14 protein-coding genes and 1 tRNA gene are annotated in these 15,094 nt (G+C 73.0%); 7 read left to right on the plus strand and 8 right to left on the minus strand.

Annotated features, from left to right (window positions below; genetic code table 11):
* The first annotated feature begins 17 nt into the window (after positions 1–17).
* The 3 genes from ACFC1I_RS15050 to ACFC1I_RS15060 all read left to right on the plus strand — a co-directional run bounded on the left by ACFC1I_RS15050 (position 18) and on the right by ACFC1I_RS15060 (position 1,948).
* The gene (locus ACFC1I_RS15050; RefSeq protein ID WP_376010975.1) at positions 18–647 is read left to right on the plus strand and encodes a GNAT family N-acetyltransferase; all 630 of its coding nucleotides are present in this window, start codon (positions 18–20) and stop codon (positions 645–647) included.
* A gap of 137 nt (positions 648–784) precedes the next feature.
* Positions 785–1,810: a large exoprotein gene (locus tag ACFC1I_RS15055; RefSeq protein ID WP_376010978.1), complete on the plus strand. Its 1,026-nt coding sequence runs from the start codon at positions 785–787 to the stop codon at positions 1,808–1,810.
* A gap of 65 nt (positions 1,811–1,875) precedes the next feature.
* Positions 1,876–1,948 (plus strand) — tRNA-Ala (locus ACFC1I_RS15060).
* Between the two features lie 56 nt (positions 1,949–2,004).
* Here ACFC1I_RS15060 and ACFC1I_RS15065 read toward each other — a convergent pair.
* On the minus strand, positions 2,005–2,919 hold the full coding sequence (locus tag ACFC1I_RS15065) for an O-acetyl-ADP-ribose deacetylase (RefSeq protein ID WP_376010981.1): 915 nt from the start codon (positions 2,917–2,919) through the stop codon (positions 2,005–2,007).
* 123 nt (positions 2,920–3,042) lie between these two features.
* Between ACFC1I_RS15065 and ACFC1I_RS15070 the strand changes: the two genes are divergently transcribed.
* Positions 3,043–4,335, plus strand: a complete 1,293-nt coding sequence (locus ACFC1I_RS15070; protein ID WP_376010984.1) for a serine hydrolase domain-containing protein — start codon at positions 3,043–3,045, stop codon at positions 4,333–4,335.
* A gap of 5 nt (positions 4,336–4,340) precedes the next feature.
* On the opposite strand, the gene hemL is transcribed toward ACFC1I_RS15070, so the two are convergent.
* From hemL to hemE, 6 genes are all read right to left on the minus strand, one after another.
* Positions 4,341–5,657, minus strand: a complete 1,317-nt coding sequence (gene hemL, locus ACFC1I_RS15075; protein WP_376010987.1) for a glutamate-1-semialdehyde 2,1-aminomutase — start codon at positions 5,655–5,657, stop codon at positions 4,341–4,343.
* Positions 5,654–6,580, minus strand: coding sequence for a porphobilinogen synthase (gene hemB / locus ACFC1I_RS15080; RefSeq protein WP_376012063.1), 927 nt, complete (start codon positions 6,578–6,580; stop codon positions 5,654–5,656). The genes hemL and hemB overlap by 4 nt, the downstream gene beginning before the upstream one ends.
* Before the next feature lie 56 nt (positions 6,581–6,636).
* The gene (gene hemC / locus ACFC1I_RS15085; RefSeq protein ID WP_376010989.1) at positions 6,637–7,551 is read right to left on the minus strand and encodes a hydroxymethylbilane synthase; all 915 of its coding nucleotides are present in this window, start codon (positions 7,549–7,551) and stop codon (positions 6,637–6,639) included.
* On the minus strand, positions 7,548–8,231 hold the full coding sequence (gene hemQ, locus ACFC1I_RS15090; RefSeq protein ID WP_376010992.1) for a hydrogen peroxide-dependent heme synthase: 684 nt from the start codon (positions 8,229–8,231) through the stop codon (positions 7,548–7,550). Before hemQ ends, hemC begins: the two co-directional genes overlap by 4 nt.
* Before the next feature lie 430 nt (positions 8,232–8,661).
* Positions 8,662–9,867, minus strand: coding sequence for a protoporphyrinogen/coproporphyrinogen oxidase (locus ACFC1I_RS15095; protein ID WP_376010994.1), 1,206 nt, complete (start codon positions 9,865–9,867; stop codon positions 8,662–8,664).
* On the minus strand, positions 9,860–10,918 hold the full coding sequence (gene hemE / locus ACFC1I_RS15100; RefSeq protein ID WP_376010996.1) for a uroporphyrinogen decarboxylase: 1,059 nt from the start codon (positions 10,916–10,918) through the stop codon (positions 9,860–9,862). Before hemE ends, ACFC1I_RS15095 begins: the two co-directional genes overlap by 8 nt.
* 17 nt (positions 10,919–10,935) lie before the next feature.
* Here hemE and ACFC1I_RS15105 point away from each other — a divergent pair, with 17 nt between their 5' ends.
* The 3 genes from ACFC1I_RS15105 to ACFC1I_RS15115 all read left to right on the plus strand — a co-directional run bounded on the left by ACFC1I_RS15105 (position 10,936) and on the right by ACFC1I_RS15115 (position 14,194).
* Positions 10,936–12,186 (plus strand): glutamyl-tRNA reductase, encoded by a 1,251-nt coding sequence (locus ACFC1I_RS15105; RefSeq protein ID WP_376010999.1) that lies wholly within the window; start codon positions 10,936–10,938, stop codon positions 12,184–12,186.
* Between the two features lie 179 nt (positions 12,187–12,365).
* The gene (locus ACFC1I_RS15110) at positions 12,366–12,965 is read left to right on the plus strand and encodes an ArsR/SmtB family transcription factor (RefSeq protein WP_376011002.1); all 600 of its coding nucleotides are present in this window, start codon (positions 12,366–12,368) and stop codon (positions 12,963–12,965) included.
* Positions 12,962–14,194, plus strand: a complete 1,233-nt coding sequence (locus ACFC1I_RS15115) for an MFS transporter (RefSeq protein WP_376011005.1) — start codon at positions 12,962–12,964, stop codon at positions 14,192–14,194. Before ACFC1I_RS15110 ends, ACFC1I_RS15115 begins: the two co-directional genes overlap by 4 nt.
* 26 nt (positions 14,195–14,220) lie before the next feature.
* Here the strand turns inward: ACFC1I_RS15115 and ACFC1I_RS15120 are convergent, their stop codons facing one another.
* A complete protein-coding gene (locus ACFC1I_RS15120) occupies positions 14,221–15,030 on the minus strand; it encodes a ZIP family metal transporter (RefSeq protein ID WP_376011007.1) in 810 nt (269 codons plus the stop codon).
* Between the last annotated feature and the right edge of the window lie 64 nt (positions 15,031–15,094).

Consider the following 15,094-nt stretch of genomic DNA (forward strand, 5'->3'; position numbering starts at 1 on the left):
CCGATCGAGGGGGTCTCGTGGATCTGTCGGCTCCCCGCAGGCACGGCTCGGTGGCGATCCGGCTCGTCCGCCAGCGCGACGCGCGCGTGCTGCAGAACGAGCTGCTCTCCAACCGGGGCTGGCTGCGTCCGTGGGAGGCGACGAGCCCCGACGGCCCGGTGTCGTTCGACATGCGCGTCGGCGTCCGCCGGCTCCTGCAGCAGTACCGCGACGGGGCCGGCGTGCCGTTCGTCATGGAGTCCGACGGTGAGATCGCCGGCCAGCTGAACGTGTGGGGCGTCGCTCGCGGCTCCCTGGCGTCGGCGACGATCGGGTACTGGGTGAGCGAGCGGTTCGCAGGGCGCGGCATCACGCCGACGGCGGTAGCGCTCGCGACCGACATCTGCTTCTCGGAGCTGCGCCTGCACCGCATGGAGATCTGCATCCGCCCCGAGAACCTCGCGAGCCTGCGCGTCGTCGAGAAGCTCGGCTTCCGCTACGAGGGGCTGCGCCGGCGCTTCATCCACATCGACGGCGACTGGCGGGACCACTACGCCTTCGCGCTCGTCCGCGAGGACGTGCCCGAGGGCGTGCTGCAGCGCTGGATCTCGGGCCGTGCTCCGCAGGACGCGGCGACGGTTCCGCCCGCGGACCGGCTGCACGCCTAGGTCGTCCGGTTGCGGCATCTCGCCCCGGTCGGCGGTTCGCCGCGCACCGCCATGCCTGGCCACACCCGAAATCCGTGTTGCGTGACACGCGCGCCGATGTCGGGGACACGGCCGTCCGGTCCCTTACCGTGGTGACCATGGGCGGGCAGGTGTGGGGTGGGGGAGTCGTCGTTCTCGTCGCCGTGGCCTTGTGGCTGGTGTACCTGCTCCCGTCATGGCACAGCCGGCGTCAGTTCGACGCGGCCGAGCGCAACGCCGTCCGCCTGAGTCAGGCTCTCCGCGTGCTCGCCGAGACGAGCGAGACCCCCGAAGAGGTGCGGCTCGAGCTCAACGCCCGCACGGCGGCCGCTCAGCAGAAGCTCGCCAAGCGCGCCCTCGCAGAACGTGAACAGGCGGCACTGGAAGACGCCCGCGTCGACCTCGAGATCGCCAAGTCCGAGCGCGAGGCCGCAGAGGCCGCCGCTCGACTGGGCGTGGAGCGCGCCCGCATCGACCGCGTCGCCGCCGAGGCCGCCGCCCGCGTCGACCTCGAGCGCGCGCGTGCCGAACGCGCGCAGGCCGCAGCGGCCGCGCGCTCCGACCTCGCCGCCGTCCGTTCCCTGCCGACCGCGCGCCGTGCGCGCGCGCGGCGCCGGTTCCGCCTCGCCGCGACCTTCGCCGGCGTCATCGGCCTCGGGGTCGCGGTATGGGGCGTCTTCGAGACGATCACCGCGGGCGCGCAGCTCATGATGTGGGCGGGTGCCGGCCTGTTCGCAGCATCCGGTCTCATCCTTCATCGCCTCTCGCGCGTCGCCGCGCGTGCCGTGTCGCGGACGATGGATGCTGCGCCCCGCCGCACCGCGGAGCTGCAGGACGTGGCGCTCGAGCGCGAGCAGCGCGCGTGGGCGCCGCGGGATCTTCCCCGCCCGCTCACGGCGTCCGCGGGTTCGCGTGCGGCCGCAGTGCTCGACGGCGAAGCCGCTCGTGCGGCGCTGCGGCAGGCCGCCCTCGAGGAGGCCATGGCGGCCCGCGCGGCCGCGCAGCAGCCGGCCTCGATCGAGGTCGCGCGCACGGCGCGCACCGCCGCTGCCGAGTCCGAATACGCACGCATGGGGTACGTCGACGACGCCGAGATCGAGGCGCACGTGCGGCAGCTGCTGACCCGTCGCGCCGCCGGGGAGTAGGGCTCTCGCGGGGCTCCGCCGATTCGGAGCGGGTGTCGAACCGTGATAGTGTTTTCGAGGTTCAAGGGCCTGTAGCGCAGTTGGTAGCGCGCCTCGTTCGCATCGAGGAGGTCAGGGGTTCGATTCCCCTCAGGTCCACCGAGAGAAGGCCCCCACGTGGTGGGGGCCTTCTGCTTTTCGGGTTTTCGAGTGCCTCACTCCGGCGGCTTCGGGTAGCGCAGGCCGCTGCCCCAGCCGATCTCCCAGCCGTCGGTGTCGTCGAAGTAGTCGGCCGACGAGACGGGCAGCGCGTGCTGCGGCTCGACGGCGGCGACAAGCCCCGCGAACCATGCCGCGTAGGCGGGTGCGTCGTTCGTCGGCCGGAGGCCGGGGAGGGCGCGGAGGACGAGGTCGGCGACCTCGCCCGGCGTCGACATGGCGTCGACCGTGCCGCCCGCGAACTCCGTCTCGGCCCCGGACGTGTAATGGATGCCGGCCCCGAGGTCGGCCGCGTCGCCGAGCACGACCCGCCAGTACATGCCGGACGGGGCGACGGCGGGGATCACGCGCAGCCGGTGGTAACCCCGGCGGTGCAGTTCGCGTGCGCCCTGGAGGATCCGCACCGAGGTCGCCATGACGAGCGCCGACGCGATCGCCTCATGCGCGGTCGCGTCGAACGCGACGAGGCGCACCTCGTCGACGGACGTGGGCGTGGCCGCGATCGTGTCGATGGCTGCCGAGATCGCCTCTCGGCGCGGCCACGCGTACACCCCCGCGCTGATGAGCGGGAACGCGACGCTGCGCGCACCGAGCTCGTCGGCGACCTCGAGCGACCGTCGATAGCTCGACTCGAGCAGGGCCCGGTCGCGCTGGCCCGCGCCGTGGTTCGGGCCGACGGTGTGCACGACCCACTTCGCGGGGAGTCTGCCCCCGGTCGTCCAGCCGGCGTCGCCCGTCGCCAGGCCGTCGGGAAAGCGCGCGATGCACTCCCGGAGGATCTCGGGCCCGCCGGCGCGGTGGATCGCCCCGTCGACGCCGCCCCCGCCGCGCATGGCGTTGTTGGCGGCGTTGACGATCGCGTCGGTGCTCTGGACGGTGATGTCGCCATGGACGGCGACGAGCGTTGTCATACGTCCATCATGCGCCGGTTCGAGCGGCGCCCCGACGTTGCGCGCCCGCGAGACGTACGCCAGGGTGGGTGGGGCGCCCACCCGGGGGAGGGCGCCCGATGCTCGACCGATGGGGGCCAGACCGTGCCGAGATCCGCTGCTCACCAGACCCTGCTCGCCCTCTCGCTCGGGGTGGTGCTCGCCGCCGGGCTGACCGCGTGCACGAGTGCCCGGCCCGACGCCTCGCCGTCGTCGATCTCCACGCCGAGTTCCACACCCGGCGCTCTCGCCGTCATCGAGGACGGGCTCGGCGCCGACGTCGGCGATGCTCTCGGCGCGGCAGCCGCCGACGCGTTCGCCGGCATCAGCGCTCCGGGCGCGGTCATGGCGATCCGCACCCCCGAGGGGACGTGGGCGGCGACGATCGGCTTCCAGGACTGGGACAAGACGATCCCGATGGCCGCCGACGTCAACCAGCGGGTCGGCAGCGTCACCAAGACCTTCACGATCACCGCGCTGCTGCAGCTCGCCGAGCAGGGTGCGCTCTCCCTCGACGACCCCATCGAGATGTACGTCCCGGGCATGCCCAACGGCGACGCGACGCTGTACGAGCTCGCCTCGATGCGCAGCGGCATCCCGTCGTACACCTTCGACCCCTCCTTCCAGGACACGCTCTTCAGCGACCCGAACCACGTGTGGACGCCGCAGCAGCTGGTGGATCTGGTCAAGGGCGTCGAGCCGATGTACGCGCCGGGCGCCAAGACCTTCTACTCGAACACGAACACCGTGCTGCTGGGCATGGTCATCGAGCAGGTGACCGGCACGCCCATCGAAGACGTCATGCGCGAGCAGATCACCGAGCCGCTGGGGCTGGCGGCGACCTTCTTCCCGACCGACGGCACGTTTCCCGATCCGCACGCGCACGGCTACACGACCCAAGGAACCGATGACAACGTGCCGGTCGAGGCCACGGACTGGAACCCGTCGTGGGGCTGGTCGGCCGGTGCGATGATCTCCGACCTCGATGACCTGCTCACGTGGGGCGAGGTGCTCGCCACCGGCGAGGGGATCCTGTCGCCGGAATGGCAGCAGACGCGCCTCGACTCGTTCGACTTCTCGGTGCCCGTGTACGTCGGCCCCGGCCAGGACGCTCCGCAGTCCGAGGCGCGCGCGTACGGGCTCGGGCTGGGCCTCGCGCTCGGCTGGTACGGGCACACCGGCGAGCTGCCGGGGTACAACACCGTCGTGCAGCATCACGCCGAGTCGGGCACGACCCTCATCGTCATGGTCGACAGCGACATCAAGTCGGGCGAGTGCCCGGCCGGGGCGCCCACGACGCCTGGCGGTCGCACGACCGGTCCGTGCGAGGACCCGGCCGTCTACATCGCCAACGCGCTCGCCGACGCCGTCGGCCACCCGCTGGTCGCCGGCGGCTGACCGCGTCAGTCGGGGACGGCCTCCGCGGCGGCACGGGCCGCGGCCGGCAGCGCCTCGACGATGCGCGCCACGGCCGCGTCGTCGTGCGCTGCCGAGACGAACCAGGCCTCGAACACCGACGGCGGCAGCGAGACGCCCTGGGCGAGCATCGCGCGGAAGAACGGCGGGTAGCGGAACGTCTCCTGCGCCTTGACCGTGTCGTAGTCCGTCGGCGCCTCGGCCGCGAACTGGATCGAGAACAGGTTGCCCGAGCGCTGCACGACGTGCGTGACTCCGGCCTCGTCGAGAGCGGATGCCGCGGCCTCCGCGATCGTCGACGCCGCGGCGTCGATGCGGGCGTAGGCGGCGGCGTCGAGGTGGTCGAGTGTCGCCCGCCCGGCGGCGACGGCGAGCGGGTTCCCGCTCAGCGTGCCCGCCTGGTAGACCGGGCCGAGCGGGGCGAGCAGCTCCATGAGCGCCGCGCGCCCGCCGATCGCGGCGAGCGGCAGACCGCCGCCGACGACCTTGCCGAACGTGATGAGGTCGGGCGAGAACGGCACCGGGTCGATGCCGTACCAGCCGGCGGGGCCGACGCGGAAGCCGGTGAGCACCTCGTCGAGGATCAGCAGTGCGCCGTGCTCGTGGGCGATCCGGGCGAGGGCGGCGTTGAACCCGTGCGCCGGAGGCACGATGCCCATGTTGGCGGGCGCGGCCTCCACGATGACGGCGGCGATGTCGTCGCCGCGTGCCGCGAACACCTCGCGCACCGCGTCGAGGTGGTTGTAGGGGATGACGAGCGTCTGGGCCGCGATCGCGGCGGGGACGCCCGCCGAGCCCGGCATCGCGAGCGTGGCGACGCCCGAGCCCGCCTCGGCCAGGAGGCCGTCGGAGTGCCCGTGGTAGTGGCCGGCGAACTTCACGACGAGGTCGCGCCCGGTCGCGCCGCGCGCGAGGCGGATCGCGGTCATCGTGGCCTCGGTGCCGGTCGACACCAGACGCACGCGCTCCACGGGCTTGGCCTCGCCGTCGCGCGCGACGCGCGCGGCGATGAGCTCGGCGAGCTCGGTCTCGCCCGGCGTGCTCGCACCGAAGCCGAGGCCGTGCGCCGCGGCATCCTGAACCGCCTTCACGACAGCGGGGTGGGCGTGCCCGAGGATCGCGGGACCCCACGAGCCGACGAGGTCGACGTACTCGCGGCCCTCGACATCCGTGACGTAGGGGCCGGACGCGGCGACGAAGAAGCGCGGCGTCTCGTGCACCGAGCCGAACGCGCGGACGGGCGAGTTCACGCCGCCGGGCATGGCGCCTCGGGCGCGGGCGAATTCCTGTGCGTTCGTCGTCATCGGATCCACTCCGCAAGCTCGAGAGCCCAATAGGTCAGCACGGCGTCGGCGCCGGCGCGGCGGATGCTCACGACCGATTCCTCGATCGCGCGGCGGCGGTCGATCCAGCCGTGGGCGGCGGCCGCCTCGATCATCGCGTACTCGCCCGACACCTGGTAGGCCCAGACCGGGACGGGGCTGGTCGCCGCGGCATCCGCCAGCACGTCGAGGTAGCTCATCGCAGGCTTGACCATCACGATGTCGGCGCCCTCGGCGACGTCGAGGTCGAGCTCGCGCGCGCCCTCGCGACGGTTCGCGGGGTCCTGCTGGTACGTACGGCGGTCGCCCTCGAGCGAGGACTGCACGGCCTCGCGGAACGGGCCGTAGAAGGCCGACGCGTACTTCGCCGCGTAGGCGAGGATCGGCGTGTTTCCGAACCCGGAGTCGTCGAGCGAATCGCGCACGGCGGCGACCTGGCCGTCCATCATGCCCGACAGGCCCAGCAGCTGGGACCCCGCCTCGGCCTGCGCCACGCCCATGTCGCGGTAGCGCTCGAGTGTCGCGTCGTTGTCGACGTGGCCGTGCGCGTCGAGCACGCCGCAGTGGCCGTGGTCGGTGAACTCGTCGAGGCAGAGGTCGGTCTGCACGACGAGCGCATCCCCGGCCTCGGCGACCGCGATGCGGGTCGCGACGTTGAGGATGCCGTCGGGATCGGTCGCGCCGGAGCCGGTCGCGTCTTTGTGCTCGGGCACGCCGAACAGCATGATTCCGCCGATGCCGGCGGCCGCAGCATCCGTCACCGCCTTCTTCAGGCTCTCGGTCGAATGCTGGACGACGCCCGGCATCGACGAGATCGGGATGGGCTCGGTGGAGCCCTCACGCACGAAGACCGGCAGGATCAGCTCGGCCGGGTGCAGGCGGGTCTCGGCGACGAGGCGCCGCATCGCGGAGCTCTGGCGCAGGCGGCGGGGGCGGGCTGCGGGTCCGTAGGCGGGTGCGGTCACGGGCGTTCTCCCGTCAGGCCGGCGGCGCCGGCATCGATCAGCTCACGGGCGACGGATGCCGCGATCTCGCGGGCGGGATCGCCGTCGTCCGGCCAGACACCGGCGTGCGACGACGTGAGCGTCGTGGTGCCGTCGAGGCTGTATACGCTCGCGGTGAGGAGGAGGAGCCCGGCGTCGACGACGGCGCGGGCGCCGACGGGTGCGGAGCAGCCGGCCTCGAGGAGGGCGAGCACCTCACGCTCGGCTTCGACGGCGACGCGGGTCTCGGCGTGGTCGAGCCGGTCGACGAGGCCCTCTTCGCCGCGGCGCACCTCCACCGCGAGGGCGCCCTGACCCGGAGCCGTCGGCCAGCGGTCTGCGTCGAGGAACTCGGTCACGACGTCGGTGCGGCCGATGCGGGTGAGTCCGGCGGCGGCGAGGATGACAGCATCCAACTCTCCGCTCGTCACCTTGCCGAGACGCGTGTCGACGTTGCCGCGGATGTCGACGACCTCGAGGTCGGGGCGGCGCGCGCGCAGCTGCGCCATGCGGCGCGGGGACCCGGTGCCGACGCGGGCGCCGGCCGGAAGCTCGTCGAGCGTGAGGCCGTCGCGGGCGATGAGCGCGTCGCGCGGGTCTTCGCGGGCCGGGATCGCCGCGACGACGAGCTGGTCGTGGGGCGCCGTCGGGAGGTCCTTGAGGGAGTGGACGATGACGTCGCACTCGCCGGCGAGGAGGGCGTCGCGCAGGGCGCCGGTGAAGAGCCCGGTGCCGCCCGCTCGCGAGAGCGGCTCGTTGGAGCGGTCGCCGTCGGTCGTGATCGTGACGAGCTCGGTCTTCACGCCGTACGCGTCGGCGAGGTCGTCGGCGACCATGCCGGTCTGCGTCAGCGCGAGCGTGCTGCCGCGCGTGCCGATGCGGAGGGTGGTCACGCCAGCACCTCGGCGAGCTCGTCGAGGCCGATGCGACGGCCGGTGTAGAACGGCACCTCTTCGCGCACGTGGCGGCGGGCCTCGGTCTGGCGGAGGTCGCGCATGAGGTCGACGAGCTCGACGAGCTCGGGCGCCTCGAGCGCGAGGATCCACTCGTAGTCGCCGAGCGCGAAGCTCGCCACGGTGTTGCTCAGCACGCTGCGGTGCGCGGCGCCCTTGCGGCCGTGGTCGGCGAGCATCTGGCGGCGCTCGTCGTCGGGGAGGATGTACCAGTCGTACGACCGCACGAACGGGTAGACCGTGAGCCACGCCTCGGGATCCTTGTCGCGCATGAACGCGGGCAGGTGGCTGGCGGTGAACTCGGCGTCGCGGTGCACGCCCATCGCGTTCCACACCGGCACGAGGCTCGCGAGCGGCTCGGCGCGGCGCAGGGTGCGGAGCGCGGACTGCAGCACCTCGGGGGCGATGCCCACGCCGGTCAGCCAGATCATGAGGTCGGCGTCGGCGCGGAGGCCCGACACGTCGTAGAACCCGCGGACGACGACTCCGGATGCCTCGACCTCGGCGACCGCGGCGGCCAGATCGCCCGTCGGGGCGGGCGCGGCGGGGTCGCGGCGGAAGACCGCCCACAGGGTGTAGCCGAGGGTTTCAGTGGGGGAGCTCGCCGCGACGTCGGTCATGCCTCTATCTTTTCACCCCCTGCGTGCGAGGTTTCCGGGAGCGCCGTTTCAATCCGCGTCGCCACGCAGACCGGGGCCCGTGCTCCGTCTCCATCGTGCGAAGTCCGGACTTCGCGGGTTTTGGCGTCGGCGGTCTCGCGTTGTCCGGACCGTGCTTGTGCCCCCCGCGAGCGTGCCCCTCGTGCGAAGTCCGGACTTCGCGGGTTTTGGCGTCGCCGGTCCCGCGTTGTCCGGACCGTGCGTGTGCCCCCCCCGAGCGTGCCCCTCGTGCGAAGTCCGGACTTCGCGGGTTTTGGCGTCGGCGGTCTCGCGTTGTGCGGGCCGTGCGTGTGGCCCCCCGAGCGTGCCCCTGGTGCGAAGTCCGGACTTCACGGTTCGGAGCCCGGAAAAGGATGCGAAGTCCGGACCGAGCGGGTTCTACGGACGCCGGTCAGCGCTGCAGAAGCTCGGCGGCCGTGCGCTCGGCGTGGGCGACGATGCCCGCCAAGCCGGAGCCCGCGACGGTCTCTCCGACGACCACGAGACCGGAAGGGACGGTGGATGCTGCGGCCGGCCGCACCCAGAACACCTGAGCCGCGTCGACCACGACCGGCAGGCGCACGCCGAGCAGGGTCTCCGCGTCGGCCACGGCGGTGGCGACGGGGTCGGCGGGCGTCTCGTCGTACGAGAGCCGGATCACGTGGCGCCCGGCGGCGGCCTCGCGGTGCCACTCCCACTTGGCGGTCGCGTGGGTGAGCGCGCGGGCGTTCACCGGTGCCCCGGCGGCGACGAGCAGTCCGGTGCCTCGGGGCGCAGCATCCAACTCGTCCTGCTCCACGACCAGCGTCACGAGGTCGATGCGACGACCGGGCCCGGCGGGCGACGCCACGCCCGGCGCGGCCACGACGACGGTGCCGTCGAGAGCGCCGAGGCCGTCGACCCGCGTTCCGAGGCGGATGTCGCCCCCGCGCCGCGCGAGGTCGTCGGCGAGGGCCGGGACGAGCCGGTGGATGCCGCCGCGGATGCCCGCGACCGCGGCGCCCGGGGGAGCGGCGGCACGCAGGCGCGCGACGGCTCCGCTGAGCGAACCCGCACTCGCGACGGCGTCAGCCAGCCCGGGGTGGGCGCGAGCGACCGGGAGCTGGTCAGGGTGCTGCGAGTGCACGCCGTGCACGACGGGTGCGACGAGCCGGTCGAGCACGTCGGCGCCGAGACGCTCCCGCACGAGCGGTCCGAGCATCGCGGGCACCTCGCCGACGGGGCGCGCGTCGAGCGCGACGGCTCGTTCCGCCGCCGCGAGTCCGATCACGCGCACGGCGTCGTCGGCGAGGGGGTCCGCCGGGATGCCGAGCAGCGCGGTCGCGGGCAGCGGAACGGCGTCGCCCGTCACGGGCTGCAGCCAGGCCGGCCCCGGAGCGGGGGCGACGATGTCGCCGTCGAGGCCCAACTCGGCCAGCAATGCCTCGACCGCGCCGCCGCGGACCGCGAAGCTCTCCGCCCCGGCGTCGAGCGCGAGTCCTCCGACCTCGTGCCGCGCGACCGTCCCGCCGAGGTGATCGGACGCCTCGAACACCGTCACCGCCGCGCCCGCGGCAGCGAGCCGCCGGGCGACGACGAGCCCGGCGACGCCCCCGCCGACGACGGAGAAGTCAGCCATTCGCGTGCACGAACTCCACGACGCGCGTGAGCACGGTCGGGTCGGTGTCGGGCGGCACGCCGTGGCCGAGGTTCACGACGTGCGCGCGGGCGGCGCGGCCGCGCTCGAGCACGTCGAGGATGTGCGCCTCGAGCACCGGCCACGGGGCGCGCAGCAGCGCGGGGTCGATGTTGCCCTGCACCGACACGTCGGGGCCGACGCGGCGCACGGCCTCATCGAGGGGCAGGCGCCAGTCGACGCCCACGGTGTCGACGCCGATGTCGCGCATCGCGGCGAGGAGCTCGCCGGTGCCGACGCCGAAGTGCACGAGCGGCACGCCCAGCGCCCGCACCGGCCCGAGCGCCTGCGCCGAGAACGGCGCGACGTGCCGCGTGTAGTCGGCGAGGCTGAGCGATCCGGCCCACGAGTCGAACAGCTGACCGGCCGACGCGCCCGTCTCGATCTGCGCGGCGAGGAACGCGCCGGTGATCTCGGCGCACCACGTCAGCAGCGCCGCCCACGTCTCGGGGTCGGAGTGCATGAGCGCGCGCGTCTTGAGCTGCTCCTTCGACGGGCCGCCCTCGACGAGGTACGACGCCAGCGTGTACGGGGCGCCGGCGAAGCCGATGAGCGGCGTCGTGCCGAGCTCGGCGACGGTGAGCGCGACCGCGTCGCGGATGGGAGCGAGCGATTCCGGGTCGAGCGGGGGCAGGGACGCGACATCCGCCGCCGTCCGCACCGGGTCCGCGAGCACCGGGCCGCGGCCCGCGACGATGCGCACGTCGACGCCCGCCAGGCGCACCGGGATCACGATGTCGCTGAAGAAGATGCCCGCGTCGACGCCGTGGCGGCGCACCGGCTGCAGCGTGATCTCGCTGGCGAGCTCGGGGTTGAGGCAGGCGTCGAGCATGTCGGTGCCGACCCGCAGCTCGCGGTATTCCGGCAGCGATCGACCCGCCTGACGCATGAACCAGACCGGGGTGCGAGCCGGTCGTTCGCCGCGATACGCGCGTATCAGCGCGGGCGGATCGTTTCTCTGAAGGACGGAAGGGTGAGAGTCATGCAACGACACACGTTAAGATTAGGTCCGTGCTCCTCTGTCTGACCGCGAACCATCGGAACGCGAGCCTCGACATCCTGGAGCGTCTCTCTGTGGGGGCGCCCACGGCGACGCGCGCCCTCGTCGACGACGAGATCTTCGTCTCCGGCGCCGTCGTGCTCGCGACCTGCAACCGTTTCGAGGCCTATCTCGACATCGACGAGCCGCTCACCGGCGGCGAGGCGGTCGCGGCCGAGTCCGTCATCGAGGCGATGGCCGGCGCCTCCGGCGTCTCCGCGGATCTGCTGCGCGCGTCTGTCGCCGTTCATCAGGGGGCGGATGCTGCGGCCCACCTCTTCGCCGTCACCAGCGGACTCGAATCGATGTCGGTCGGCGAAGACGAGATCTCGGGTCAGGTGCGTCGCGCCCTCGACGCCGCCCGCGCCGACGGCATGACGTCGAGCGAGCTGGAGCGCCTGTTCCAGAAGGCCACCCACACCAGCCGGGGCGTCCGCAATCGCACCCAGCTGCGCGGAGCGCACCGTTCGCTCGTGCGCCTCGCTCTCGAGCTGGCGTCGAGCCGCGTCGCCGAGTGGGCCGCCGCGAAGATCGTGCTGGTGGGCACCGGAAAGTACGCCGTCCGCACGGTCGAGGCGCTGCGCGCCCGCGGCGCCGGCGACATCCACGTCTTCTCGCCGTCCGGTCGCGCCGAGGCGTTCGCCGCGCAGCACGGGCTGATCCCCGTCGCGGACTTCGCCGCCGAGGTCGCGACGGCCGATGTCGTCATCACCTGCACGGCCGACGCCGTCGTGCACGCCGACGCGTTCACGCCCGGTCGACGGGTGCTCGTGATCGACCTCGGGCTCCCGCGCAACGTCGACCCCGCCGTCGGCGCGGTCGAGGCGGTCGAGTTGCTCGACCTCGAGACCATCCGGCTGCACGCCCCGCTCGCCGAGTTCAGCGCCCACGCCGACGCGCGCGCGATCGTGGGGGATGCGGCCACCGAGTTCCACGCCGACCGCGAGGCCGGTCCCGCGATCACCGCGCTCCGCGGCGAAGTGCTGAAGACCGTGGAAGACGAGATCGCCCGAGCCCGCTCGCGCGGCGCCGGCGACGAGGTCGAGGCCGCTCTGCGGCACCTCGCGGGCGTGCTGCTGCACCGTCCCTCCGTGCGCATCCGCGAGCTGGCCGTCGAAGGCCGGATCGACGACGCCCGTGCCGCTCTCGAGCTGCTGCACGGCCTGTCGATCGACGCGCCCGGCGCCGTCGCGGACGACGACGACCTCTGGGCCACCGCGTAACCCACTCGGGCAGGCAGACGGCCAGGGGCGCCCTCCGTCCTCACACCTTCGCTGGGGGAACGCGACCACCCTGGACTCATTCGACGGTGCCTGCTGCGCTCCGGCGCGGGGGCGCAGCATCCATTGCTCATTCTAAAGAAGTGTTGCGAAAGAACTCTTTAGAATCTAGAGTCGTCGCCATGACCACCGACGATCAGCCGTTACCGCGGTCGGCGCGACGCGAGCGCATCACCGATCCCGAGCGCATCCGGGCGCTCGCGCACCCGGTGCGGATCGCCCTGCTCGACCACCTGGGCGACGTGGCCGAGGCCACGGCGACGGAGTGCGCCGGGGCGCTGGGGGAGTCGGCCGCGAGCTGCTCGTTCCACCTGCGAATGCTGGAGAAGTACGGCTACATCGAGCGGGCGGAGCGGCGTGGGCGCGAGAAGCCGTGGCGGGTGAAGGTCGCGGACCTCGACATGAGGCCGGATCCGGACGTGCCCGGTTCGCTGCTCGCGGTGCAGGCGGTCGCGTCGATGGGGCTCGAGTCGGAGTTCCTCCGCGCGATGGACTGGTTCGCACGCATCGATCGCGAGAGCGACGAGTGGGTGCAGGCGACGACGTTCACGCGCTCGTCGTTCTGGGCGACCGCGGAAGAGCTCGCACAGCTCAGCCGCGATGTGCAGGACATCACCGACCGGTTCGCGGGTCGGCACACCGACCCGTCGAAGCGGCCGCCGGGTGCCCGCTACTCACGGTTCTTCGCCGTGGTGAACCCCGAACCGGAGGACGAGAAGTGACCGCCGGCACGGAGCGAGGGGTCCGGCGCGGCCCGGTCGCATGGTCGGCGCCGGGGTTTCCGCGCCTTGCGGCGGGATGGGTCGCGACCAACCTGGGCGACAGCGCCCTGTTCCTGATGGTCGCGGTGTGGGTGAAGGAGCTCACCGGATCGGACGTCGCGGCCGGCTTCGTCTTCGTCGCGCTGGGCCTGCCCGCGATCCTCGCGCCCTTCATCGGGATGCTCGCCGATCGGATGCCGCGGCGCCGCCTCCTGGTGCTCAACAACGTCGCGCTGGTTCCCATCGTGCTGTCCCTGCTGCTCGTGTCGGGCCCGGCGCAGCTGTGGCTGGTGTACGTCGCCGTCGTCCTCTACAGCGCGGCCGGCTACGTGACGGCCTCGGCGCAGTCGGGCATCATCCGCGCGATGCTGCGCGACGACCAGCTCGCATCGGGCAACGGCGTGCTGTCGACGATCGACAACGGGCTGCGGCTCATCTCGCCCCTGATCGGCACGGCGCTCTACGTCTGGCTCGGGGCGCCCGCGGTCATCGTGCTCACCGCGGCGTGCTTCGCCGTAGCTGCGGTGATCGTCGCGGGACTGCCCGTCGGCGATGCGACTCCCGAGCGGGAGCCGGGGCGGGGCTACCTCCGCGAGCTGGTCGCGGGCTTCGAGCAGCTCTTCGCCCCGCAGAGCCTCCGCGTGATCACGATCGCCGCGGCGATCGGCTTCGGCGCCACCGGATTGCTCAACATCATCGTGTTCCCGGCGCTCGACGCGATGCACGCCGACCCGGTCGCGATCGGCGTGCTCGTGCCCATCCAGGGCGCGGGCGCCGTGCTCGGCGGGCTGCTGTCGGCGACGCTCGTGACGCGCTGGGGCGAAGGGCGGGCGGCCTCCCTCGGTCTCGTGCTCATCGCCGCCGGCAGCGTGCCGTTCGCTTTCGGGTCGGTGGTGCTCGGCGGCGCCGGCATGTTCGTGATGGGGATCGGCATCCCGATCACCGTCGTCGCCTTCTCCACCCTCCGCCAGCGCCTCACGCCCGACGCCCTGCAGGGCCGTACCGGCGCCGCGGCCAATGTCGTCGTGAACCTGCCGCAGACCCTCTTGTCGATCGCGGGCGCGGGACTCCTCATCGTCGTCGACTACCGCGTGCTCATCTGGCTGGCGGTCGGGGCCGTGCTGATCGGCGCGGCGACCGCGCTGCGGGCGCGGCGGACCGTCGTCACCGTGGCCGCACCGCAGGAGTGAGCGCGGGCCGCGGCGCCGTGCCCGGCTCAGGTGAGCTCGTGCAGCAGGAAGGCGGCGAGGAAGCCGATCGTCGCCCACAGGCCGGTGAGCGCGTGCTGCTCGTCGAAAGCCTCGGGGATCATCGTGTTGCACACCATGGCGAGCAGGCCGCCGGCGGCGATCGTCGTGATGAGTGCGATGAGGCTCGGCGACGCCGACTGGAAGGCGACGTAGCCGAGCACCGAGGCGATCACGGTGATCAGCGCGATGCCGCTCCACAGGAGCGCGACGTACCGCCCGCCGGTGCCGCCGCGCTTGAGCGCCGCGGTCGACCCGAGACCCTCGGGGAAGTTGCTGATCGCGATCGCGGCGACGATCGGGATGCTGATCCCGCCCTGCAGCACCGACAGGCCCATGACGATCGACTCCGGGATGCCGTCGATCAGGGCGCCCACCGCGATCACCAGGCCCGCACCGCCGATCGCGCGGGTGCCGGCGCGCCGGGCGACGATGCTCGCGGGAACGTCCTGCACGCCCGGCGCATCGACCGCGCCCACCCCGCTCTCGCCGCCGCCCCCGGGCTTCTGCTTGCTGCGCCGCGAGATCAGCTGGTCCGCGACGATGTAGAGGACCGCGCCGCCCAGGAACCCCACCGTGGTCGGCACCAGACCGCCGTCGGCCGCCGCCTCTTCGACGAGCTCGAACGCCAGGGTCGAGATCAGCACGCCCGCGCCGACCGCCATGATCCCGGCAACGATCCGCTGCGGGATCTCGACGAACCACGCGACCGCCGCTCCGACCAGCAGCGTGCCGCCGCCGATGAGCCCGCTCAGCGCCGCGAGCCAGAGTCCTTCCATGGCGCCAAACTAGTGGCCGCGGGAACGGATGCTGCGGCGAAACGCGTTCGCCGCAGCATCCGTC

Source organism: Microbacterium sp. NPDC056044 (assembly GCF_042267145.1).
Lineage (GTDB): Bacteria > Actinomycetota > Actinomycetes > Actinomycetales > Microbacteriaceae > Microbacterium.